Origin of the sequence: Curtobacterium sp. SL109 (genome assembly GCF_026672405.1) — a bacterium.
GTDB lineage: Bacteria > Actinomycetota > Actinomycetes > Actinomycetales > Microbacteriaceae > Curtobacterium.
The window spans coordinates 2,055,910-2,080,294 of the sequence record NZ_JAPPRB010000002.1; the positions used below are offsets into that span (position 1 = coordinate 2,055,910).

The 24,385-nt window shown below is 70.1% G+C and carries 19 protein-coding genes and 1 pseudogene; 17 read left to right on the top strand and 3 right to left on the bottom strand.

What is annotated here, in order from left to right; translation table 11 throughout:
• Positions 1–86: 86 nt before the first annotated feature.
• The 11 genes and pseudogenes from ftsZ (at position 87) to OVA28_RS11265 (ending at position 12,869) form a co-directional block, all read left to right on the top strand.
• Positions 87–1,247 carry a cell division protein FtsZ gene (gene ftsZ / locus OVA28_RS11215; protein WP_194626028.1) on the top strand — a complete coding sequence of 387 codons (1,161 nt, stop codon included), beginning with the start codon at positions 87–89 and terminating at the stop codon, positions 1,245–1,247.
• Between the two features lie 6 nt (positions 1,248–1,253).
• Positions 1,254–1,952 carry a YggS family pyridoxal phosphate-dependent enzyme gene (locus tag OVA28_RS11220; protein ID WP_268097004.1) on the top strand — a complete coding sequence of 233 codons (699 nt, stop codon included), beginning with the start codon at positions 1,254–1,256 and terminating at the stop codon, positions 1,950–1,952.
• 45 nt (positions 1,953–1,997) lie between these two features.
• The gene (locus OVA28_RS11225) at positions 1,998–2,576 is read left to right on the top strand and encodes a cell division protein SepF (RefSeq protein WP_268097005.1); all 579 of its coding nucleotides are present in this window, start codon (positions 1,998–2,000) and stop codon (positions 2,574–2,576) included.
• A gap of 117 nt (positions 2,577–2,693) precedes the next feature.
• On the top strand, positions 2,694–2,990 hold the full coding sequence (locus OVA28_RS11230; protein WP_268097006.1) for a YggT family protein: 297 nt from the start codon (positions 2,694–2,696) through the stop codon (positions 2,988–2,990).
• 197 nt (positions 2,991–3,187) lie between these two features.
• Positions 3,188–3,892, top strand: a complete 705-nt coding sequence (locus OVA28_RS11235) for a DivIVA domain-containing protein (RefSeq protein ID WP_268097007.1) — start codon at positions 3,188–3,190, stop codon at positions 3,890–3,892.
• Positions 3,893–3,894: 2 nt separating this feature from the next.
• The gene (lspA, locus tag OVA28_RS11240) at positions 3,895–4,560 is read left to right on the top strand and encodes a signal peptidase II (protein ID WP_268097008.1); all 666 of its coding nucleotides are present in this window, start codon (positions 3,895–3,897) and stop codon (positions 4,558–4,560) included.
• Positions 4,557–5,485, top strand: a pseudogene (locus OVA28_RS11245) (RluA family pseudouridine synthase). The gene lspA and the pseudogene OVA28_RS11245 overlap by 4 nt, the downstream one beginning before the upstream one ends.
• 144 nt (positions 5,486–5,629) lie before the next feature.
• Complete coding sequence (dnaE, locus tag OVA28_RS11250) at positions 5,630–9,112, top strand: DNA polymerase III subunit alpha (protein ID WP_416354656.1); 3,483 nt, start codon at positions 5,630–5,632, stop codon at positions 9,110–9,112.
• Between the two features lie 877 nt (positions 9,113–9,989).
• Positions 9,990–11,297 carry a histidinol dehydrogenase gene (gene hisD, locus OVA28_RS11255; protein ID WP_268098196.1) on the top strand — a complete coding sequence of 436 codons (1,308 nt, stop codon included), beginning with the start codon at positions 9,990–9,992 and terminating at the stop codon, positions 11,295–11,297.
• A 13-nt stretch (positions 11,298–11,310) separates the two neighbouring features.
• Positions 11,311–11,796, top strand: coding sequence for a transcriptional regulator NrdR (gene nrdR, locus OVA28_RS11260; protein ID WP_194662523.1), 486 nt, complete (start codon positions 11,311–11,313; stop codon positions 11,794–11,796).
• Between the two features lie 5 nt (positions 11,797–11,801).
• On the top strand, positions 11,802–12,869 hold the full coding sequence (locus OVA28_RS11265; protein ID WP_442780825.1) for a quinone-dependent dihydroorotate dehydrogenase: 1,068 nt from the start codon (positions 11,802–11,804) through the stop codon (positions 12,867–12,869).
• A 733-nt stretch (positions 12,870–13,602) separates the two neighbouring features.
• On the opposite strand, the gene OVA28_RS11270 is transcribed toward OVA28_RS11265, so the two are convergent.
• Complete coding sequence (locus OVA28_RS11270) at positions 13,603–14,175, bottom strand: DUF3043 domain-containing protein (protein ID WP_268097010.1); 573 nt, start codon at positions 14,173–14,175, stop codon at positions 13,603–13,605.
• A 72-nt stretch (positions 14,176–14,247) separates the two neighbouring features.
• On the opposite strand from OVA28_RS11270, the gene OVA28_RS11275 reads away from it, so the two are divergent.
• From OVA28_RS11275 to OVA28_RS11300, 6 genes are all read left to right on the top strand, one after another.
• On the top strand, positions 14,248–15,708 hold the full coding sequence (locus tag OVA28_RS11275) for a dipeptidase (protein ID WP_268097011.1): 1,461 nt from the start codon (positions 14,248–14,250) through the stop codon (positions 15,706–15,708).
• Between the two features lie 171 nt (positions 15,709–15,879).
• Entirely contained in the window at positions 15,880–16,251 is a 372-nt protein-coding gene (locus tag OVA28_RS11280) for a HesB/IscA family protein (RefSeq protein WP_194626017.1), read from the top strand.
• A 295-nt stretch (positions 16,252–16,546) separates the two neighbouring features.
• The gene (gene ctaC, locus OVA28_RS11285; RefSeq protein WP_268097012.1) at positions 16,547–17,449 is read left to right on the top strand and encodes an aa3-type cytochrome oxidase subunit II; all 903 of its coding nucleotides are present in this window, start codon (positions 16,547–16,549) and stop codon (positions 17,447–17,449) included.
• Positions 17,450–17,460: 11 nt separating this feature from the next.
• Positions 17,461–19,197 carry an aa3-type cytochrome oxidase subunit I gene (gene ctaD, locus OVA28_RS11290; RefSeq protein ID WP_268097013.1) on the top strand — a complete coding sequence of 579 codons (1,737 nt, stop codon included), beginning with the start codon at positions 17,461–17,463 and terminating at the stop codon, positions 19,195–19,197.
• 4 nt (positions 19,198–19,201) lie between these two features.
• Positions 19,202–19,618 (top strand): cytochrome c oxidase subunit 4, encoded by a 417-nt coding sequence (locus tag OVA28_RS11295; RefSeq protein ID WP_268097014.1) that lies wholly within the window; start codon positions 19,202–19,204, stop codon positions 19,616–19,618.
• Between the two features lie 167 nt (positions 19,619–19,785).
• Positions 19,786–21,159 carry a glucose-6-phosphate dehydrogenase gene (locus OVA28_RS11300; protein ID WP_268097015.1) on the top strand — a complete coding sequence of 458 codons (1,374 nt, stop codon included), beginning with the start codon at positions 19,786–19,788 and terminating at the stop codon, positions 21,157–21,159.
• Positions 21,160–21,291: 132 nt separating this feature from the next.
• Here the strand turns inward: OVA28_RS11300 and OVA28_RS11305 are convergent, their stop codons facing one another.
• The gene (locus tag OVA28_RS11305; protein ID WP_326493768.1) at positions 21,292–23,256 is read right to left on the bottom strand and encodes a glycoside hydrolase family 15 protein; all 1,965 of its coding nucleotides are present in this window, start codon (positions 23,254–23,256) and stop codon (positions 21,292–21,294) included.
• A gap of 71 nt (positions 23,257–23,327) precedes the next feature.
• Positions 23,328–24,377, bottom strand: a complete 1,050-nt coding sequence (locus OVA28_RS11310; RefSeq protein ID WP_194661198.1) for an App1 family protein — start codon at positions 24,375–24,377, stop codon at positions 23,328–23,330.
• Between the last annotated feature and the right edge of the window lie 8 nt (positions 24,378–24,385).

Genomic DNA, 24,385 nt, shown 5'->3' on the forward strand with positions numbered 1-24,385 from the left:
GTAGCGTCGAAGCCAGCACCACCCATAGCAGCACAACCCCGCAACTTCAAGTAGAGGTTGAGGGTTCTACCGGAGGCCGGACTGACGTGACCACGAACCACAACTACCTCGCCGTGATCAAGGTCGTCGGTGTCGGCGGCGGCGGCGTCAACGCCGTCAACCGCATGATCGAGCTGGGCCTCCGTGGGGTCGAGTTCATCGCGATCAACACCGACGCCCAGGCGCTCCTGCTCAGCGACGCCGACGTCAAGCTCGACGTGGGCCGCGAGATCACCCGCGGCCTCGGCGCCGGTGCGGACCCCGAGGTCGGCCGTCGTGCCGCCGAGGACCACGCCGAAGAGATCGAAGAGGCCCTCGCGGGGGCCGACATGGTCTTCGTCACCGCCGGTGAGGGCGGTGGGACCGGCACGGGTGGTGCGCCCGTCGTCGCCCGCATCGCGAAGTCCATCGGCGCGCTGACCATCGGTGTCGTCACGAAGCCCTTCAGCTTCGAGGGCAAGCGTCGTCAGTCGCAGGCCGAGAACGGCGTCGCCGGCCTGAAGGACGAGGTCGACACCCTCATCGTCGTGCCGAACGACCGTCTCCTCGAGATCTCCGACCGGGGCATCTCGATGGTCGAGGCCTTCGCGACCGCCGACCAGGTGCTGCTCGCCGGCGTGCAGGGCATCACCGACCTGATCACCACCCCCGGCCTGATCAACCTCGACTTCGCCGACGTGAAGAGCGTCATGCAGGGTGCCGGTTCGGCGCTCATGGGCATCGGGTCCTCGCGGGGAGCCGACCGGGCGATCAAGGCCGCGGAGCTCGCGGTCGCATCGCCGCTGCTCGAAGCCTCCATCGACGGCGCGCACGGCGTGCTGCTCTCGATCCAGGGTGGCTCGAACCTCGGCATCTTCGAGATCAACGACGCGGCCCGCCTGGTGCAGGAAGCCGTCCACCCCGAGGCGAACATCATCTTCGGCGCCGTGATCGACGACACCCTCGGCGACGAGGTCCGCGTCACGGTCATCGCAGCCGGGTTCGACGGCGGAGAGCCCTCGTCGCAGGTCAAGGAACGCCGCGCCAGCTGGGTCGACCCGGACGCCGGTGCCACCGTGCCCGTCGGTTCGAGCTCGACCGGCCCGCAGGACGCCGCCCCGGCACGCTCGTGGGCGTCGCAGGAGCACGAGCCGCCGGCGCAGCGCGCCGCGGACCCCGCCTTCGACGGTGACGACGACGAGCTCGACGTCCCCGACTTCCTGAAGTAAGACGACATGACGGACGGCTCCACGAGCCTCCAGGACCGGCTGTCCTCGGTCCGCGACGGCATCGCCGACGCGGCCAGGGCGGCCGGTCGCTCGTCTGACGACCTGACGCTCATCGTGGTCACGAAGTACCACCCGGCGTCGCTCGTCGCCGAGCTCGCCGCACTCGGCGTGACCGACGTGGGGGAGAACCGCCACCAGGAGGCCCAGGCCAAGGCCGCCGAGCTGGCGGACCTGGGGCTGACCTGGCACTTCGTCGGGCAGTTGCAGTCGAAGAAGGCCCGCCAGGTGCGCCGCTACGCCCGTGTCGTGCAGTCGCTCGACCGGGCGTCCGTCGTCGACGCCTTCGCACCCACCATCGAGGAACCAGCACCGCCCGTCATCGACGGCTTCGTGCAGGTCAACCTCACCGACGACCCTGGCCGCGGGGGCGTGCAGCCCGATGACGTCGACGCCATGGTGGAGCGCGTCCTGGCCACCGGCACGATCGCCCTGCGCGGCGTGATGGCCGTCGCGCCCCTCGACGAGGAGCCCCGAGCCGCCTTCGCGCGGCTCCGGGCGATCTCCGAGCGTGTGCGTCTGACGGTGCCCACGGCGACCGACGTCTCCGCCGGGATGAGCGGCGACTTCGCCGAGGCGATCGCCGAGGGCGCGACACACCTGCGGATCGGGACGGCAATCACCGGAAACCGGCCGGCCGCGCCCTAGCCTCGTCACAGGGCAACCCCGAGCACGCACACCCCTGGAGGAACCATGGCCGGTCCGTTGAAGAAGACGATGGTCTACCTCGGCCTCGCCGACGAGGAACTCGAGTACGAGGACGAGCCGCAGAGCGCGCAGCCGCAGTCGCGCGCGCCGCAGCAGCAGTCCACGGCACCCGCTGCCCAGCAGCACGAGACCCCCGCTCCGGCGGCTGCGGCTCCCGCGGCGGCACCCGCTGCGGCGGCCCCCGAGGCGAAGGCCCCGCACACCCACCAGCGCGGCGCCCAGGTCACTCCGCTGCGCCGCTCGCACACGACCGCACAGAAGGCGACCCCGGTCCAGGAAATGAACGAGATCCTCACCGTCCACCCGCGCGAGTACAAGGACGCCCAGTCCATCGCCGAGAGCTTCCGCGACGGGATCCCCGTCATCATCAACCTCTCGCAGATGACCGAGTCCGACGCGCGTCGCATGATCGACTTCGCGAGCGGCCTGTCGCTCGGCCTCTACGGCAAGATCGAGCGCGTCACGAACAAGGTCTTCCTGCTCTCCCCGGCGCACGTCGCAGTGAGCGGTGAGGCGCCCGAGGTAGAGTCCGACATCGAGGCGTCCTTCTTCGCCCAGTCCTGAGTCGTCGCGTCCCTCAGGTCCCGACCTCGGTCGTGACCGCGGGGCGCCGCCCAGGCCCACCCGCCCCGTGGCCGACGTCCCCCAGACGCCGACCACCCGAGACGAGCGAGCCGAACCGTGTCCTCGATCTTCACGATCCTGTACTTCCTCCTCCTGCTGTACTTCTTCGTCATGTGGGGGCGGTTCGCGCTGGACATGGTGCAGGCGTTCAACCGCTCGTGGCGACCGCGCGGCGGCATGCTCGTGGTCGCGAACGCGGTCTACTCGCTCACCGACCCGCCGATCAAGACCGTCCGCCGTGCGCTCCCGCCGCTCCGGATGGGAGCCGTGGCGCTCGACTTCGGCTGGTCGATCGTGATGCTCGTCGTGATCATCCTGATGAGCGTCGTCCGGGTCATCTCGGTCGCGGTCTGACCCACCCCCTCCCGGCCCTCGTCTCGTCCGAGACGCGCCGCGCCGCGGCCACGATCACGGATCAGGCCCGTGCTCGGTGTACGGTGGTCGGGATCGATGCTCGCCTCCGCGGGCATCCGCACCGAGGGCCCCGCTGGTACATTCACAGCGGGACGTCCCGGTTCCACACGTTCAGCAGTTCTATTGAGGTGACGGCAATGGCTTTGACGCCGGAAGACGTAGTCAACAAGCGGTTCCAGCCGACCAAGTTCCGCGAGGGCTACGACCAGGACGAGGTCGACGACTTCCTCGACGAGGTCGTGGTCGAGCTGCGTCGCCTGACCCAGGAGAACGAGGAGCTCCGCCAGCGCCTGCAGGCCGCCGAATCGGCGCCGAAGCCGGCCGCTGCCGCAGAGCCCGCTCCTGCTCCGACCCCCGAGCCCGAGCCCGAGCCCGAGCCGGAGCCGGCCCCCGTCGCCGCCGCTCCCGAGCCGGCACCGGTCGCCGCCGCGGCTCCGACCACCACGGTCCACCCGGACGAGGACACCGAGGGCACCACGAACCTCCTGACGCTCGCACGTCGTCTCCACGAGGAGCACGTCCGCGAGGGCGTCGAGAAGCGCGACGCGCTCATCGCCGAGGGTCAGGCCCAGGCAGCACGTCTCGTGTCCGAGGCCGAGTCGAAGCAGCGCCAGATCATCGCCGACACCGAGAACGCCAACCGCCAGCGCGTGCAGGTGCTCGAGGGCGAGCAGCGCCAGCTCGAGGGCAAGATCGACGAGCTCCGCACGTTCGAGCGCGACTACCGCGCCCAGCTGAAGAGCTACATCCAGGGCCAGCTCAACGAGCTCGACACCCCGTCGGGCACCGAGCAGTCCGGCTTCACGCCCGCGCCGGCATCGGCGCAGGGCTTCGGCAACTGACGTTGTCCCAGCAAGACCAACGAGCGAAGGTCAGTGTCCGCGCGATCGCGGCACTGGCCTTCGCCGCTGTCGTGGTGGTGGCAGCCGACCAGGTCGTGAAGGCGCTGGTCGTCGCACACCTCCCCTACGGACAGGTGGTGCCGGTCCTCGGCCGGGCCCTCCAGTTCCTGTACGTGCGGAACCCCGGCGCCGCGTTCTCGTTCGCGGTCAACATGACCTGGGTGTTCTCGATCGTGTCCGCCGCGGTCGTCGTCGCGATCATCGTCTTCGCCCGGCGGATCCGCTCCATGTGGTGGGCGATCGTCCTCGGCATGCTGCTCGGCGGCGCGCTCGGCAACCTGCTCGACCGGCTCTTCCGTGAGCCGGGCTTCGGGCGGGGCCACGTGGTCGACTTCATCTCCACGCCGTGGATGATGCCCGCGATCTACAACATCGCGGACGCGTTCATCTGCGTCAGCATGGTCGTGTTCGTCCTGCTGGTCATCCTCGGGGTGAACCTCGACGGCACCAGGACGGTGTCGGACAAGCAGCGCACGGCCAGCCAGGAGGCCCACGACGCGTCCGCCACGGACGCTGCGGTCCCCGAGTCGGGGAGCGTCACCGACGCCGCCGACGCTCGCCGTGCCTCCGCTCGTCCCGACGACTCGCTCGGGCACGACGCGACGTGACCGAGTCCCGCAGTCTGCCCGTCCCCGACGGGCTCGCCGGTGAGCGTGTCGACGCGGCCCTCGCGAAGCTGCTCGGGTTCAGTCGGTCCTTCGCGGCCGACGTCGTCGCCGCCGGCGGCGTGCGGGTCGACGGCGTCACCGCCGAGAAGTCCGACCGCCTGCACGGCGACGCCTGGCTCGAGGTCGAGTGGACGCCGAAGGAAGCCCCCGCATCGTCCCGGCGCACGTCCCCGGGATGACGATCGTGCACGACGACGAGGACATCGTCGTCGTCGACAAGCCCGTCGGGGTCGCCGCGCACCCGTCGCCCGGGTGGGACGGCCCGACCGTCCCCGGCGGACTCGCCGCCGCGGGGTTCACCATCGCGACCTCCGGAGCCGCGGAACGCGCGGGCATCGTGCACCGGCTCGACGTCGGCACGTCCGGGCTGATGGTCGTCGCGAAGACCGAGCTCGCCTACACGCACCTGAAGCGGGCGTTCAAGGAGCGCACGGTCGAGAAGGTCTACCACGCGCTCGCGCAGGGGCACCCGGACCCGACCTCCGGCACCGTCGACGCGCCGATCGGCCGGCATCCCTCGAGCGACTGGAAGTTCGCGGTCACCTCGGACGGCAAGCCCAGCGTCACGCACTACGAGACGCTCGAGGCCTTCCGGTCGGCGACGCTCCTCGAGGTGCACCTGGAGACCGGGCGCACCCACCAGATCCGCGTGCACATGGCCGCGACGCGCCACCCGCTCGTCGGGGACACGATGTACGGCGCCGACCCGGTGCTCGCCGCCGAACTCGGGCTGACCCGCCAGTGGCTCGACGCCGTCCGGCTCGGGTTCGCGCACCCGCGCACCGGTGACTGGGTGGAGTTCCAGGCGGAGTACCCGGACGACCTGCGGCTCGCGCTCGACCGGATCCGGGCCGCGTCGCTCTGACACGCGGGCGGTTCCGTCGACACGCCCGTGGGTGTCGCCGGCCGTGGTTAGGCTGTCTGCGTCCCACACGCAGTTCGTTCGACCGGAGGTCCCGTGGCGAGTTCCGACTCCTTCGTCCACCTGCACGTGCACAGCGAGTACTCGATGCTCGACGGCGCAGCCAGGCTCAACGACCTCGTCGCGGAGACCGCGGCGCAGGGCATGCCGGCCGTGGCGGTGACGGACCACGGCAACATGTTCGGCGCGTTCGAGTTCTGGAAGGCCGCCAAGGCCGGCGGCGTGAAGCCGATCATCGGGACAGAGGCCTACATCACGCCCGGTACCCACCGGTCCGACAAGACCCGTGTGCGGTGGGGCGACGGCGGCGGGGACGACGTCTCCGGTGCGGGGTCGTACACGCACATGACGATGTTCGCCGAGAACACGACGGGCATGCACAACCTGTTCCGGCTGTCGTCGAAGGCGTCGTTGGAGGGCTACTACTTCAAGCCCCGCATGGACCGCGAACTCCTCAGCGAGCACCACGAGGGCATCATCGCGACCACCGGTTGCCCGTCAGGAGAGGTCCAGACGCGTCTGCGCCTCGGCCAGTACGACGAGGCCATCAAGGCCGCGGCCGACTTCCGCGACATCTTCGGCAAGGAGAACTACTTCGCCGAGATCATGGACCACGGCCTCGAGATCGAGCGCCGGATCATGGGCGACCTCATCCGCCTGGCCAAGGACCTCGGCCTGCCGCTCGTCGGCACGAACGACCTGCACTACACGCACTCGCACGACGCCAAGTCACACGCGGCGCTGCTCTGCGTGCAGTCCGGCTCGACGCTGAACGACCCGAACCGGTTCAAGTTCGACGCCGACGAGTTCTACCTCAAGACCCCGCAGCAGATGCGGCACCTGTTCCGCGACAACATCGAGGCCTGCGACAACACGCTGCTCATCGCCGAGCGGTGCGACGTCGAGTTCGACACCTCGGCGAACTACATGCCGAAGTTCCCGGTGCCCGAGGGGGAGACCGAGCACACCTGGTTCGAGAAAGAGGTCGCGAAGGGGCTGCAGTACCGGTACCCGGGCGGCATCTCGAAAGAGGTCCAGGACCGCGCCGACTACGAGGTCGGCATCATCAACCAGATGAACTTCCCGGGGTACTTCCTGGTGGTCGCCGACTTCATCAACTGGTCGAAGGACAACGGCATCCGCGTCGGCCCCGGGCGTGGTTCCGGTGCCGGCTCGATGGTCGCCTACGCCATGCGCATCACCGACCTCGACCCGATCCGGCACGGTCTGATCTTCGAGCGCTTCCTCAACCCGGACCGCGTCTCGATGCCCGACTTCGACGTCGACTTCGACGACCGGCGCCGCGGTGAGGCGATCAAGTACGTCACCGACAAGTACGGCAGTGAGCGTGTCGCGCAGATCGTCACGTACGGCACGATCAAGGCGAAGCAGGCGCTGAAGGACTCCTCCCGCGTCCTCGGCTTCCCGTTCGGCATGGGCGAGAAGCTCACGAAGGCGATGCCGCCGCCCGTGATGGGCAAGGACATCCCGCTCACCGGGATCTTCGACAAGGAGCACCCCCGGTTCAAGGAGGCCGTCGACGTCCGCACGGTCGTCGAGACCGACCCGGAAGCCAAGACGGTGTTCGACACGGCGCTCGGGCTGGAGGGCCTGAAGCGCCAGTGGGGCGTGCACGCCGCCGGCGTCATCATGTCGAGCGACCCGCTGATCGACATCATCCCGATCATGAAGCGGGAGCAGGACGGCCAGATCGTCACGCAGTTCGACTACCCGGCATCGGAGTCGCTCGGCCTGATCAAGATGGACTTCCTGGGCCTGCGGAACCTGACGATCATCAGTGACGCCCTGGACAACATCAAGTCCAACCGCGGCACCGACCTCGACCTCGAGCACATGGGTCTCGAGGACGCCGAGGCCTACGCGCTCCTGCAGCGCGGCGACACCCTCGGCGTCTTCCAGCTCGACGGCGGGCCGATGCGCGGGCTGCTGCGCCTGATGAAGCCCGACAACTTCGAGGACATCTCCGCGCTCATCGCCCTGTACCGTCCGGGCCCCATGGGTGCGAACTCGCACACGAACTACGCGCTCCGCAAGAACGGCGAGCAGCCCATCACGCCGATCCACCCGGAGCTCGAGGAGCCCCTGGCGGAGATCCTCGGCGGGACCTACGGCCTGATCATCTACCAGGAGCAGGTCATGGCCATCGCGCAGAAGGTGGCCGGGTTCTCGCTCGGTCAGGCGGACATCCTCCGCCGCGCGATGGGCAAGAAGAAGAAGTCCGAGCTGGACAAGCAGTACGCCGGCTTCGAGCGCGGCATGCTCGACAACGGGTACTCCGCCGCGGCGATCAAGACGCTGTGGGACATCCTGCTGCCGTTCTCCGACTACGCCTTCAACAAGGCGCACTCGGCGGCGTACGGCGTGGTCTCGTTCTGGACGGCGTACCTGAAGGCGCACTACCCGGCCGAGTACATGGCTGCGCTGCTGACGTCCGTCGGTGACGCCCGCGACAAGCTGGCGCTCTACCTGAACGAGTGCCGCCGCATGGGCATCCGGGTGATGCCGCCGGACGTCAACGAGTCGATCGGGTTCTTCGCCGCCGTCGGGAACGACATCCGCTTCGGCATGGGCGCGATCCGCAACGTCGGGTTCAACGTCGTCGACGACATCGTGAAGGCGCGCCAGGAGAAGGGCGCCTTCGACTCCTTCCACGACTTCCTCCGGAAGATCCCGATCTCGTCCGCGAACAAGCGGACCGTCGAGTCGCTCATCAAGGCCGGGGCGTTCGACGAGTTCGGCGACACCCGCCGCGCGCTCGTCGAGATCCACGAGGGCGCGGTCGAGGCCGCGGTGAAGATCAAGCGCGACGAGGTCCACGGCAACGTGGGCTTCGACTTCGACTCGCTCTTCGCCGAGGTCGCCGAGGAGCAGCCGGCGGTCGCCGCGGTGTCCCAGGTGCCCGAGCGCCCGGAGTGGTCCAAGCGCGACAAGCTCGCCTTCGAGCGCGACATGCTCGGGCTCTACGTGTCCGACCACCCGCTGGCCGGGCTCGAGATCGAGCTCGCGAAGCACCAGTCGATCACCATCGCCGACCTGATCGCGGCTGACGACTCGGTGGAGGGCGAGACCGTCACGGTCGCCGGACTCCTGACGAGCGTGCAGCACCGCGTGGCGAAGACGAGCGGCAACCCGTACGGCATCGTCCAGGTCGAGGACTTCGGCGGCGAGATCGGCGTCATGTTCCTCGGCAAGACCTACCAGGAGTTCGGGCCGTCCCTGGTGGCGGACTCGATCGTCGTCCTGCGCGGTCGGGTCAACGTCCGGGACGACGGCAAGGCGCTGCACGCGGTGAGCATGTTCCAGCCGGCCCTCGGCGACGTCATGGGCTCCGGCCCGCTGACGCTGTCCGTGCCGGAGCGGCAGGCCACCACCGAGACCGTGACCGAGCTCGCTGCGGTCCTCGGTCGGCACACCGGTGACACCGAGGTGCGGCTCCGGCTGCTCAAGGACGACGTCGCGCGCACCTTCGAGCTGCCGTTCCCGGTGAACCTGACCCCGGACCTGTTCGGCGAGCTGAAGAGCCTGCTCGGCCCGCGCTGCCTGGTGTAGCGCGGCCCGGGGGAGCAGGGACGTGGAACGCCCGGGTCGCCCCGACCCCGATGTCCTGACGGCCTTCGGGGTCGTCGGGGCGATCCCGGAGCCGCTTCCTGGTGGCCGTGGGCTCACCTGGCGCGCCGGCGACGTCGTGCTGCGGCCGCACGGTGACCCAGCCGAGGCCGTGTGGAAGGCGGACGTGCTGGCCCGGCTGGGCCACACCGCGGAGTTCCGGACGCCCCGGCCCGTCGTCACGCAGGACGGCGGTTGGCTGCACGGCGGGTGGGAGGCCTCCACATGGGTCGACGGTGCCACGGACGAGTCCCGCGTGTCGGACGTCATCCGTGCGGGCTCCGCGTTCCACCGTGCCCTCGCCGACCTGCCGCGTCCGGCGTTCCTCGACACGACGGACGACCCCTGGAGCCGGGCGGACCGGATGGTGTGGGGCGAGACCCCGCTGCCGAACGACCCGACGCTCGCGGAACTGGCCGCGGCGTTCCGGCCGGTCGAGGCACCCGCGCAGGTCATCCACGGGGACCTGCTCGGCAACGTGCTGTTCGCCGCCGACGCCCCACCGGCCGTGTTCGACTGGGCGCCGTACTGGCGGCCGGCCGGGCTCGGTGCGGCGATCGCGGCGGTCGACGCCGTCTGCTGGCACGGCGTCCCGCTCGACGACCTCGGGCCGCTCGGTGTCGACGTCCCCGAGTGGTCACAGCTGCTCGTCCGTGCGCTGGCCTTCCGCATCACGACGCTCGTGCTGCTCGGCGCCTGGGACGGGCCCGCCGTGGACCACCACCGCGCGGTCGTAGCCACCGTCACGGCTGCCCCCTGCCCCCTGACCGCTGCTCGCCGGCGCATGGCGGTCAGGGGTCCTCGCTACGCTGGAGGCCTCATGATGCAGCGAATCGACCTCCGCGGCGGTCTCCCCGCCCGTGCCGAACTCCTCCGACTCATGCCGCGCGCCGTCGGTGACGTCGGGCATGCGGTGGACGCCGCCCGGGTGCTCGTCGACGACGTGCGCGACCGCGGTGCCGACGCGCTGCGCGAGCAGGCCGAGCGGTTCGACGGGGGAGCCCCCGAGCACGTCCGGGTGCCCGCTGCCGAGATCGCCGCCGCGGTCGCCGGACTCACCCCGCAGCTCCGCACCGCGCTCGACGAAGCCATCACCCGCGTCCGCGCCGCGAGTGCCGCGCAGGTGCCGCAGCCGTCCGTGACCACCCTCGGCGACGGTGCCGAGGTGCACCAGCGTTGGCAGCCGATGCGTCGTGTCGGGCTGTACGTGCCCGGCGGCAAGGCCGTGTACCCCTCGAGCGTCGTGATGAACGTCGTCCCCGCGCAGGTCGCCGGTGTCGGGTCGATCGCGCTCGTGTCGCCGCCGCAGCGGGACCACGGGGGCGCCGTGCACCCGACGATCCTCGCCGCGGCCGGGCTCCTCGGGGTGGACGAGGTCTACGCGATGGGCGGAGCCGGGGCGATCGGCGCGCTGGCGTACGGCGTCGCCGAGATCGGGCTCGACCCGGTCGACCTGGTGACCGGCCCGGGCAACAACTACGTCGCCGCGGCGAAGCGCCTGGTGCGTGGCGTCGTCGGCATCGACTCCGAAGCCGGCGCCACCGAGATCCTCGTCATCGCGGACGACTCCGCCGACCCCGGGTTCGTCGCCGCCGACCTCATCAGCCAGGCCGAACACGACGAGCAGGCCGGCAGCGTGCTGGTGACGACGTCGGCGGCCTTCGCCGACGCGGTGGAAGCCGCCATCCCGGAACGGACGGCCGCCCTGGGGACAGCCGCGCGCCTCCAGGCCGCACTCGACGGACCGCAGTCCGCCGTCGTGCTGGTGGACTCACTGACCGACGCCGCCACGGTGAGCAACGCCTACGGGCCGGAGCACCTCGAGATCCAGACCGTCGACGACGACGCCGTGCTCGCGGACATCGACGCCGCAGGTGCGGTGTTCGTCGGCCCGAGCACGCCGGTCAGCCTCGGCGACTACCTCGCCGGGTCGAACCACGTGCTGCCGACGGGTGGTCAGGCGCGCTTCGGGTCGGGGCTGTCCGCGTCGACGTTCCTCCGGCCGCAGCAGGTCATCCGGTACACGGCCGCGGCCCTGGCCGAGGTGGCTCCGCACATCGTCGCCCTGTCGACCGAGGAACAGCTGCCGGGGCACGGTGCCGCCGTGACGGAGCGCGTGAACCGATAGCCTTGGCGGTGCCATGTTCTGCCCCTTCTGCCGCCACCCGGACTCCCGCGTCGTCGACTCCCGCACGAGCGACGACGGCACCTCCATCCGCCGACGCCGCCAGTGCCCGAACTGCGGCCGCCGTTTCTCGACCACCGAGACGGCGTCGTTGAACGTGGTCAAGCGCAACGGGGTGCTCGAGCCGTTCTCGCGCGAGAAGATCATCTCCGGCGTGCGCAAGGCGTGCCAGGGACGGCCCGTCACCGACTCCGACCTCGCGGTGCTCGCGCAGCGGGTGGAGGAGATCGTGCGGTCCTCGGGCGCCAGCCAGATCGACGCCAACGACATCGGCCTGGCGATCCTCGACCCGTTGCGTGAGCTCGACGAGGTCGCCTACCTCCGCTACGCCAGCGTCTACCAGGCCTTCGACTCGCTCGAGGACTTCGAGTCCGCGATCGGGCAGCTCCGCATCGACCACCGCGACGGCCCGCGCACGGCGAGCACCGGGGCGGGCGCGTGACGAACATCGCCGAACGGTGCATCCGCGTCGGCTACGGCGTGGTCTTCCGTGCGGTGTTCGCGAACATGGACCCCGAGCGTGCGCACCACGTCGCGTTCGCGGTCATCCGGTGGCTGCCGCGTGTGCCGTTCCTCGCCGGGGTCGTCGAGCGCTACTCCCGTCCCGCCGCGGCCGACGGTGTCACGACGATGGGCATCCACTTCCCGTCCCGCTTCGGCCTGGCCGCCGGGTTCGACAAGAACGCCAAGGGCATCGCCGGACTCGGCCTGCTCGGGTTCGGCCACGTCGAGGTCGGCACGATCACCGCGAAGCCGCAGCCGGGCAACGACAAGCCCCGACTGTTCCGGCTCATCGCCGACCGCGCGCTCATCAACCGGATGGGCTTCAACAACCACGGCGCCCCGGCCGCTGCCCGCCGACTCGAACGTGCCCGGCGCAACCCGGGCCGACCGGTCATCGGCGTGAACATCGGCAAGAGCCGCGTCGTGGACGTCGCCGACGCCGTCGACGACTACCTCGAGTCGACGCGGCTCCTCGCCCCGTTCGCGGACTACCTGGCCGTCAACGTCAGCTCGCCGAACACGCCCGGACTGCGCGGCCTGCAGGAGCTCGACCAGCTCCGGCCGCTGCTCGCCGCCGTGCACGAGGCCGCGGGCCGGGTGCCCGTGCTCGTGAAGATCGCGCCGGACCTGACCGACGAGCAGATCGACGCGATCGCCGGTCTCGCCGTCGACGTCGGACTCGCCGGCATCATCGCGAACAACACCACGATCGGCCGCTCCGGGCTGACGACGCCCGAGGCCCACGTGACCGCGATGGGCGCCGGGGGACTGTCCGGTGCGCCGATCGCTTCGCGGTCGCTCGAGGTCCTGCGGCGCGTGCGGGCTGGCGTGCCGGCGGACTTCTGCGTCGTGGCCGTCGGCGGCGTCACCACCGAGGCCGACGTCCAGGCCCGCATCGAGGCCGGCGCCACGCTCGTGCAGGGCTACACGGCGTTCCTCTACGAGGGCCCGACCTGGGCCACGCGCATCAACCGGCTGCGCCGGAAGCGGTTGCGGCGCGCGGAGCGCTGACGCGCCGAGCGGTCGCGACACCCCGCTCAGGTCCGCCGAGCGGTCGCGTCCCGTCGCTCGCGCGCCGCGCGAGCGACGCGTCGTGACCCGTCGGCGCAACGCGCTCGGGGTGTCGTGACCCCTCGCCGGACGGGAGCCCCGGCGCCGACCCGCCACTGAGCCTCCGGCCCGACGCGTCCCGCCCCGGCACCCCGCCCCGCCGAGATCGCACGTCGTGTCGCCTCGGCGCTCCGCGACCCGACACCACGTGCGATCTCACCGCCTGCTGCGCGTGAGCGGTCACGACACCCCGCTCAGGTCCGTCGAACGGTCGCGTTCCGTCGCTGACGCTCGGCGCGAGCGACGGGTTGTGACCGGTCGGCGCTGCGCGCTCGGGGTGTCGTGACCCTTCGCCGGACGGGAGCCCCGGCGCCGGCCCGCCGCCGAGCGTCCCGGCTCGGCGGCCAGCCGAGATCGCACTTCGTGTCGGCTCGGCGCTCCGCGACCCGACAGGAAGTGCGATCTCACCGCCCGCTGCGCGTGACTGGTTACGACACCCCGCTCAGGTCTGTCGAGCGGTCGCGTTCCGTCGCTGGCGCCCCGCGTGACCGACGCGTCGTGACCTGTGGGCGCTGCGCGCTCGGGGTGTCGTGACCCTTCGCCGAACGGGAGGCTCACCGCCCGCAGCATCAGACGCACCGGGAACGACGAAGCGCCGCCGGCGATGCCGACGGCGCTTCCGGAGGACACGAGGTCAGGCGGGACGCTGCCCGCGCTTGACCTGGGGCTTCGGCAGGCGCAGGAAACGCAGCTGCCACGCCCGCGTCAGGATGTAGAAGAAGGTGCCGCGCTGGAACTCGCCGAACTTCGCGGTGAGCTTCTTGCGGAGCGACATCCAGAGCACCAGGCAGTCGATGAGGAACAGCGCCACGAACGCCCAGATCACCAGCAGGGAGTACGAGGCGACCGAGGTCCGCGGCGCAGCGAAGCCGACGACCAGGAACAGCACGAGGACGGGCATCATGACCTCGCCCACGTTCCACCGGGCGTCGATCGTGTCGCGGACGAACCGGCGCTGCTCGCCGCGGTCCTTCGCGGGGAGGTAGCGCTCCTCGCCGTTGGCCATGCCGACGCGGGCCTTCTCGCGCTCGCTGTTGAGGCGTGCGCGCGCTGCCTTCTTGTCCACGGGGGAGTTGCCCACGAGGGGACGGCGGTTGGCCGCTTCCCGCTCACGACGGGACGGGGTGGGACGGCCCTTGCCCTGCTCGAGCAGTTCCTCTTCCGAGGGGTTGACTGTCGTGATGGTCTTGGGTGCTGCCTTCGCCACGGTGATTCCTGCTGGTCGGTGAGCGGTGCGCCGGGGAACAGCCCGACGTTGGTGTCCTCTAGATTACCGGGCATGACCGACACCGCACAGTCCGCGCCCGCGACCGACCCCGAGCTGCTCGACGCCCTCCGCGAACAGGTCCACGGCGATCTGCCCCGGACGATCGCCGACCTCTCCGCGCTGGTGCGGATCCCGTCGGTGTCGTGGTCGGCGTTCGATGCGTCGGCCGTGCGCCGGAGCGCCGAGGCGGTCGCCGGACTGGCGCGGGACACGGGCGTGTTCGAGTCGGTCCGGATCGTCCGGTCCGCCGTGTCGGGCGACACACCGGACGGTGCCAGCGAGGCCGAGGGCACGGAGCACGCCGGCGTCGAGCTGGGGCAGCCCGCGGTGCTGGCCGTCCGTCCGGCCCGGAACGGCAAGCCGACCGTGATGCTCTACGCCCACCACGACGTGCAGCCGCAGGGCGACGACGCGCTCTGGGAGACCCCGCCGTTCGAGCCGACGCTCCGCGGGGACCGGCTCTACGGTCGCGGTGCCTCGGACGACAAGGCCGGTGTGATGACGCACATCGCCTCGCTCCGGGCGCTGCACGCCCGGTTCGGGGACGACCTCGACCTCGGCATCGTGCTGTTCGTCGAGGGCGAGGAGGAGTTCGGCTCCCGCTCGTTCCGCACCTTCCTGCGGGAGCAGAAGGAGCACCTCGCCGCCGACGTCATCGTCGTGGCCGACAGCGACAACTGGTCCACCGAGGTCCCCGCGATCACCGTGTCCCTCCGCGGCAACGTGACCTTCAAGCTGACCGTGACGACGCTCGAGCACGCCAGCCACAGCGGCATGTTCGGGGGAGCGGCACCCGACGCCATGCTGCCGATGGTCCGCCTCCTCAGCTCCCTGCACGACGACGCGGGGTCGGTCGCCGTCGAGGGCCTGACCGCGTACGACGCCCCGGTCCCCGCGCGCTCCGAGGACGAGCTCGCGGCCGACGCCGCCCTCGTGTCCGGGGTGCGACCCGTCGGCACCGGCGACGTGCTCTCCCGCATGTGGTTCCAGCCGTCGATCACCGTCACCGGCATGGACGTGCCCAGCGTGACGAACGCGTCGAACACGCTGCTGCCCACCGTCAGCGCGAGGGTCTCGGTGCGCGTGGCACCCGGTCAGAGCGCCACGGACGCCGCGGCCGCCGTCGAGCGCCACATCCGCGCGCACACCCCGTTCGGCGCCCGCGTCGAGCTGAGCGAACCGGACGCGGGCGACGGGTTCCTGGTGGACACCAGCGGCTGGGCCGTCAAGGAGGCCAGGACCGCGATGGCCGAGGGATGGGGCGCTGAGCCCGTCGAGCAGGGCATCGGCGGCTCGATCCCGTTCGTCTCCGACCTGGCCGCCGAGTTCCCCGAGGCCCAGATCCTGGTGACGGGCGTCGAGGACCCCGACACGCGCGCGCACAGCCCGAACGAGTCGCAGCACCTCGGTGTGCTGCACCGCGCGGTCGCCTCCGAGACGATCCTGCTGGCTCGCCTCGCGACGCGCGCCTGAGCGCGGACACCGGACGGGAGGCCCGGGTCTGCCGGACCTGACCGCCCGCCCCCGGCAGGTGGAACCGTGCATGTCCTCCACACCGCGCGACGGGCGTGTGCGTTCCGTCGGTGCGGGTGTTTACAATCGGAGACGAGGCGCGGTGACCGCACCGCCCAGAAGGAGGCGCGCATGAGCGACACCATCACGACCGAAGCCGTCACCACGGCCGTCCCGTCGCACGGGGTCCTGCTCAGCGACGCCGCCGCCGGCAAGGTGGCGAGCCTCCTCGAGCAGGAGGGCCGCGACGACCTCCGCCTGCGCCTGGCCGTCCAGCCCGGCGGCTGCTCGGGGCTCATCTACCAGCTCTACTTCGACGAGCGTCTGCTCGACGGTGACACCACCGCCGAGTTCGACGGTGTCGAGGTCGTCGTGGACAAGATGAGCGTCCCGTACCTGGACGGCGCGACGATCGACTTCGAGGACACCATCCAGAAGCAGGGCTTCACCATCGACAACCCCAACGCGCAGGGCAGCTGCGCGTGCGGCGACAGCTTCCACTGAGCCCACCACGAGCAGCACCCGGACGGGGAGCGACCGACACGGTCGCTCCCCGTTCGTCATTCGGCGTGGCGACGCCGCCGATCTCGGACATCTCGCGGATGACCAGGGGAAAAAGCCGTCCCAGGGACCCCCGGGAGTCCACGACGCGTGTCGCGCGTGCACTCGCTGTCACCAGCTGCGAGTAAGCTAGGAGTGTTCCAACCAAGCTGGGAACCAGTCATGCGTCGCCTCCGAGCGGCACGGTGTCGGCAACGACAGACTGCGCTCTCGCTTCCGCGTCTTCCGAGAGGTAACAGTGCGTTCGAATCGCCGTATACGTTGGGCGGCCGTCCCGGTGGCCGTCGGTCTGGTCATCGCACTGGCTGGGTGCTCGCAGCAGCAGCTCAACGGATGGCTCCCCGGGACGGAAGAGACGAAGGACGTCACCAACCACACGAGCCGCGTCGTCGGCCTGTGGACCACGAGCTGGATCGTGCTGCTCGCGGTGGGGCTCATCGTCTGGGGTCTGATCATCTGGGCCGCCATCGTCTACCGCCGTCGGAAGGGCCAGACCGGCCTCCCGGTGCAGATGCGGTACAACATGCCGCTCGAGATCTTCTACACGATCGTGCCGCTCATCCTCGTGCTGGGCTTCTTCGCCTTCACCGCGAAGGACCAGGCCGCGATCGAGAAGCCCTTCGCGCAGCCGGACGCCACCGTGCACGTCTACGGCAAGCGCTGGGGCTGGGACTTCAACTACATCAACCAGAACGACCCGTCGAAGAGCGTCTACTACCAGGGCATCCAGGCCCAGGAAGAAGAGAACGCCAACGGCGCGATCGACGAGTCGCAGCTCCCGACGCTGTACCTGCCCGTCGACAAGAAGGTCAAGATCGAGCTCGACTCGCGAGACGTCGACCACTCCTTCTGGGTCATCGACTTCTTGTACAAGAAGGACATGCTCCCCGGCAAGACGAACTACGAGTACTTCATCCCGCAGAAGATCGGGACGTACCAGGGCAAGTGCGCCGAGCTCTGCGGCGAGTACCACTCCCTCATGCTCTTCCAGGTCAAGGTCGTTTCCTCGTCTGACTACCAGGCGTACCTCGACACCCTGACCGACCAGGGCAAGGTGGGCCTGCTCGGCGACGAGTACAACACCAACACGAACCAGCCTGACAACAAGGCGCCCGTCACGGCGTCGAGCGACGACAAGTAGGGGCTCGCCAGATGACAACGTCATTCGTCGGCCAACCGACCAGCACCGCGACGCCGGACTTCCAGGCGTCCAAGGTCGGTCGGAAGGGCAACATCATCGTCCGGTGGATCACCTCCACCGACCACAAGACGATCGGGTACATGTACCTGATCACGTCGTTCCTGTACTTCCTGCTCGCCGGCGTGATGGCACTCGTCATCCGCGCGCAGCTCTTCGAGCCCGGGCTGCAGCTCGTCGCGACGAAGGAGCAGTACAACCAGCTCTTCACGATGCACGGCACGATCATGCTGCTGCTCTTCGCGACGCCGCTGTTCTCGGGCTTCGCGAACGCGATCATGCCGCTGCAGATCGGGGCCCCTGACGTCGCCTTCCCGCGACTCAACGGCTTCGCGTTCTGGCTCTACTTCTTCGGTGGCCTCATCGCCGTCGGTGGCTTCCTCACCCCGCAGGGCGCCGCGTCGTTCGGCTGGTTCGCCTACGCACCACTGAGTGACACGACGTTCACACCAGGGCTCGGCGGCACACTCTGGGTCTTCGGGCTCGGCCTGACGGGCTTCTCGACGATCCTCGGCGCGGTGAACTTCATCACGACGATCATCACGATGCGCGCTCCCGGCATGACGATGTTCCGCATGTCGATCTTCACGTGGAACACCCTCGTGACGTCGCTCCTCGTGCTGATGGCCTTCCCGGTCCTCGCCGCCGCGCTCTTCGGCCTCGGTCTCGACCGGGTGTTCGACGCCCAGGTGTTCAACCCGGCCAACGGCGGAGCGCTGCTCTGGCAGCACATGTTCTGGTTCTTCGGGCACCCCGAGGTCTACATCATCGCGCTGCCGTTCTTCGGCATCGTCTCCGAGGTCTTCCCGGTCTTCAGCCGCAAGCCGATCTTCGGCTACAAGACCCTCGTCTACGCGACCATCTCCATCGCGGCCCTCTCGGTCACGGTGTGGGCGCACCACATGTACGTCACCGGTTCGGTGCTGCTGCCGTGGTTCTCCCTCATGACGATGCTCATCGCGGTCCCCACCGGCGTGAAGATCTTCAACTGGGTCGGCACGATGTGGCGCGGTTCGGTCACCTTCGAGACCCCGATCCTCTGGGCCATCGGCTTCCTGATCACGTTCACCTTCGGTGGTCTGACGGGCGTCATCCTGGCCTCGCCGCCGCTCGACTTCCACGTGTCCGACTCGTACTTCGTCGTGGCGCACTTCCACTACGTGGTGTTCGGCACCGTCGTGTTCGCCATGTTCTCCGGCTTCTACTTCTGGTGGCCGAAGTGGACCGGGCGCATGCTCAACGAGCGTCTCGGCAAGATCCACTTCTGGCTGCTGTTCGTCGGGTTCCACACGACGTTCCTGATCCAGCACTGGCTGGGCGTCATCGGCATGCCGCGTCGGTACGCGACCTACCTGCCGAACGACGGCTTCACCTGGATGAACCAGCTGTCGACCATCGGCGCGATGATCCTCGGCATCTCGTTCCTGCCGTTCATCTTCAACGTCTACGTCACGGCGCGGAACGCTCCGAAGGTGGCCGTGAACGACCCGTGGGGCTACGGCCGCTCGCTCGAGTGGGCGACCTCCTGCCCGCCGCCGCGACACAACTTCACGTCGATCCCGCGGATTCGTTCCGAGTCCCCGGCGTTCGACCTGAACCACCCCGAAGCGGGTGTGCCGATCGGTGTGGGTCCTGCGAAGGACGCTCCCGATGCCCCGACCTACGACGCCGCGAAGGGCGAGGTGAAGTAAGGCGATGCGCGCCAACGTCAACCTGTTCTGGATCCTCTTCGGGTTCTTCATCCTCGCGGACGCCGCGTACACGATCTGGTTCCGCCTCAACCACGGTGGGTGGGAGCCGGTGGGCACGATGGGCATCGGCCTCGTCGGGGTCATGTCGGCGTTCATCGCCTTCTACCTGCAGCGCGTGCTGTCGGCCCAGGGCGGGGACCTGCCCGAGGACCGTCAGGACGCCAACATCGAGGACGGCGACGCCGAGCTCGGGCACTTCAGCCCGTGGTCATGGTGGCCCATCCTGCTGGCAGCCTCGGTCTCGATCATCTTCCTCGGGGTCGCAGCCGGCCTCTGGATCGTCCCGATCGGCCTCGCGCTGGTGACGATCACGCTCGTCGGCTGGGTCTTCGAGTACTACCGCGGCAACTTCGGGCACTGACCCGCACCTGACGCGCTTCGGGCGGCACCACCTGGTGCCGCCCGAACTGCGTCCGGACGACCTTCCCGGCTGTGGATCGTGACAGCGTTCCAGCCTGGGGAATCAACCGGTCCGACAGCGGCTTGAGCCACGCGGACCCATCCACCTCGCGAAAGGAGTCACCCCCGGTGACCGACAAGCGCACTCTCATCATCTTCGGCGCGACGGGCGACCTCGCCTCCCGCCTGCTCCTGCCGGGTCTCGGCACGTTCCTGCAGAGCGGCCGTTCCGTCCCCGTGCAGCTGATCGGTACTGGCCGCAGCGAGCGCAGCCCCGAGAAGTGGAAGGACATCGTCTCGACGTCCTTCGCCTCGCAGGACGTCAAGGGGCCCGAGGTCGACGCGACCATCGAGTCGACGACCTTCATCCAGGGCGACCCGACGGACCCGAAGCACCTCGAGGCCCTCCTCGCAGCCGCCGAGCACGAGCCGATCCTCTACTTCGCGCTCCCGCCGCAGATCGCCTCGGACATCTGCGAGGCGCTCGAGCACGTCGAGCTCCCCGAGGGCACCACCCTCGCGTTCGAGAAGCCCTTCGGCACCGACGTCGCGAGCGCCAAGGCCCTCAACGAGACGGTGCTGAAGCTCGTCCCCGAGGACCGCGTCCACCGCACCGACCACTTCCTCGGCCGCACCACGGTGCTGAACATCATCGGTCTGCGCTTCGCGAACCGCCTGTTCGAGCCCATCTGGAACGCGGAGAACATCGAGAAGGTCGACATCTTCTATGACGAGACCCTCGGCCTCGAGAACCGCGCCCAGTACTACGACGAGGCCGGCGCGATGGTCGACATGATCCAGTCGCACCTGCTGCAGATCCTCGGCATCGTGACGATGGACGCCCCGGCGGAGATCGACGCCGTCGAGTTCCGCTCGTCCCTCGCCCGCGCGCTCCGGTCGACCCAGCTCAAGGGCGACGACGCCAAGATCGCCTCGCGTCGCGCCGTGTACACGGCAGGCACGATCGACGGCAAGGACCTCCCCTCCTACCAGGAGGAGGACGGCGTCGACCCGTCGCGCCAGACCGAGACCCTCGCCGAGATCTCCGTCGAGGTGGACACCGCCCGTTGGAAGGGCGTCCCCTTCACGCTGCGCTCCGGCAAGGCCCTCGGCAACAGCCGCAAGGAAGTCCTCATCACCTTCAAGCCGGTGCCGCGTCTGCCCTCCGGCCTGAGCGGTCGGCCGAAGACGGACACGCTCCGCATCGTCCTGAACCCGGACGAGATCGAGCTGACCGTGTCGGCCAACGGTGGCGGCAACCCGTTCGAGATGGGACAGATCACGCTGTCCTCGTCCTTCAGCGACGGCGAGCTCACCCCGTACGGCGAGGTCCTCAACGGCATCTTCCACGACGACCCGCTGCTCTCCATCCGCGGTGACGTGGCCGAGCGCTGCTGGGAGATCGTCGAGCCGGTCGTCGCCGCCTGGAAGGCGAACGACGTCCCGCTCGAGGAGTACCGCGCCGGTTCGCGCGGTCCCGCGGACTGGGAGTCCTCCTCCTGAGTCGCCTCGTGCCCTGATCGGGCACACCAGACAGACGGGAGGCCCGGTGCCAGCTGGCACCGGGCCTCCCGTCTGTCAGTGCAGACGTCAGCGGCGGCGACGTTCCGTCCGTTGCGCGCCGCCCACCCCCGCTCAGGCGGGCGTGCCGGCGAAGCCGCCCACGCCGGCCGCGGCGCGCGTGCCGCCGTCGTGCTGGGGGACGCGCGTGCGGTGCCCGGAGACGGCGCCCCGTCCCCGCTGGATGGCGTCGGCGGCCGACACGAGCGTCAGGTGGCTCAACGCCTGCGGGGTGTTGCCGATGTGGTGCCCCGTCGCGACGTCGACCTCCTCCGACAGCATCCCGACGTCGTTGGCGTACCCGACGAGCACGTCCATCAGGCGTTCGGCGTCCTCGACCCGGCCCGAGGCGGCGTACTGCTCCACGAGCCAGAACGAGCAGGCGAGGAACGGGTGCTCGCTGCCGCTCAGGCCGTCGAACCCGGCCGACGTGCGGTAGCGCAGCACGAGGCCGTCGGTCCCCACGCGGAGGTCCTCCTCGATCGCGGCGACCGTGCCGAGCATCCGCGGGTCCGTCGCCTTGCAGTACCCGATCTGCGGCAGCACGAGCAGGCTGGCGTCGACCTCGTCGGTGTCGTAGTGCTGCCGGAAGGCACCGCGCTCGGCGTTCCAGCCGTGCTCGTCGATCTCGGCGCGGACGGCACTGCGGAGTTCCCGCCAGCGTTCGACGGGGCCCTCGAGCCCGAACTCCTCCACGGCGGCGACTCCACGGTCAAAGGCCGCCCAGATCATCGCGCGTGAGTGCGTGAACGAGCGACGGGGCCCGCGCATCTCCCAGATGCCGTTGTCGGGCTCCTGCCAGTGCTGTTCGACGAAGCCGAGCAGGGCGCGCTGGAGGGCCCACGAGTCGGCGTTCTCCTCGACGCCGAGCTCCCGTGCGTCGTGCAACGCCGCCAGGACCTCGCCGAAGACGTCGCCCTGGTACTGCGTCGACGCGCCGTTGCCGATCCGCACCGGGGTGGAGTGCGCGTACCCGGCCAGGTGGGGGAGCTCCCGCTCGGCGAGTTCGCGCTCACCGGCGATGCCGTACATGATCTGCACGTCGGCCGGGTCGCCCGCGATGGCCCGGAGCAGCCAGCCGCGCCAGTGGGTGGCCTCGTCGCGGTACCCGTGGGCGATCAGGGACGCCAGGGCGAGCGAGGCGTCGCGGAGCCACACGTACCGGTAGTCCCAGTTGCGTTCACCGCCGGGGTCCTCCGGGAGGCTCGTGGTCACGGCAGCGACGACCCCACCGGTCTCGGCGTGGGTCATCGCGCGGAGCAGCAGCAGGGAGCGTCGGGTGGCGTCCGCGTACGGCCCCTCGACGCGGGTCTTGCCGGCCCACGCACGCCACCACGCGCTCGTCGCCGCCAGGGCCGGTGTCACGTCGAGGGGCTCCGGCGGCTCGCGGTGCGACGGGTACCAGGTGAGCTCGGTGTCGAGCACGTCGCCGTCGTGGATGGTCGTGGTCGCGACGTGCCGGTGGTCGTCGGCGTGGAACCGGACGCCGCGCACGATGACCGATCCCGGCCCGGCGGTGGCGACGAGGGCGGGGTCGTCGTCGTCCCCGATCTGCCGCACCCAGGGGAGCGCTGAGGCGTAGTCGAAGCGGATGCGCAGCGTCTGGCGCATCTCGACGGACCCCTGCAGGCCGCGGACCCGGCGGACGACCGCGGCGCGGTGCGCGTCGATCGGCATGAAGTCGGTGACCTCGACGATGCCGGACGCGGTGGTCCAGATCGTGGTGAGGACGAGGGTGTCCTGCTCGTAGCGCCGTTCGGCGGTGGCGTCGGGGTCGGTCGGGTGGAGCGTCCAGTGCCCGTCGTGCTCGTCACCGAGCAGGGCCGCGAAGGTGGACGAGCTGTCGAAGCGCGGCAGACACATCCAGTCGATGGTCCCGGCTCGGTCGACCAGGGCGGCGGTGTAGCAGTCCCCGATCATCGCGTGGTCCTCGATGCGCTGTGTCATGGGTCGATCGAACCACCCGGCGCCTCGCGTCCACCCGTCTCCGTGCCCGGGCGCTGAGGATCGGCTCAGTCGGCCCGACCCGCGCGGGCGCAGTCGCGCCCGACCCGAGCGAGTTCAGTCGCGCCCGACCAGCGCGAGTTCAGTCGCGCCCGACCCGAGCGAGCTCAGTCGAGCTCGACGAGCCCGACCCGCGCGAGCTCCGCCCACAGTCCGGCGCCGTCCGGGGCGTACACCCACGGCGCCGACGAGTCGCGGGAGCGTTCCTGCGCGCGGGAGCGACCACCGGCGAGGACGGCCTCGCTCGTGGAGAGCTGGCGGATCGCGACGCCGGCCACGTTCTCCGGGTGTTCGCGGGCGAAGTCGCCGTACAACGCCTCGTCGTGCTGGCCGTCGTCACCGACGAGCAGCCACCGGACGTCGGGGAAGTCCCGCGCCAGGCGCCGCAGGTTGTCGTGCTTGTGCAGCTGCCCGCTCCGGAAGAAGCGGTCGTGCGTGGGGCCCCAGTCGGTGAGCAGCAGCGTGCCGGACGGGTACATGTTCCTGGTCAGGAAGCGCTGCAGCGTAGGCGCGACGTTCCAGGCCCCGGTGGACAGGTACACCGAGGGGGAGCCCGGGTGCTGCGCGAGGACGCGTTCGTACAGCACGCTCATCCCGGGGACGGGTCGTCGTGCGTGCTCGGTGACGACGAAGGAGTTCCACGCCGCGAGCATCGGGCGGGGGAGCGACGTGACCATAACGGTGTCGTCGATGTCGGAGAGCAGGCCGAAGCGGGTGTCCGGGTGCACGACGAAGACGTCCGCCTCGGCCTCGCGCTGCCCACCGGCCGACAGCCGGATCGTGTGCCAGCCGGGCTCGAGGTCGATCGGCACGATCGTGTCGACGACGCCGCCGCGGTCGGACTGCACCGTGTGCGTCGAACCGCCGGCGGTCACGGTGACCTCGGCGTGGTCCACCGCGACGCTCGTGAAGGTCTTCCAACCGCGGACACCGGTGAACGACGCGTCGGAGGCCAACCCGCGACGGGTCAGCAGCACCCGGCAGAGGACCCGGATCCATCCGGGAGCGCCGTACCCGGTGTACGGGATGACGGTCGGGACGAGACCGTGTCGTCTGGCACGCTGTTCACGGAACTCCTGGACGGCGTCCTCGATGCGAGCGGCCCGGTGGAGGATCGGCTCGGGGAGCGACAGCTCATGGGACCTCGGGTCGGGCATCGGGCCAT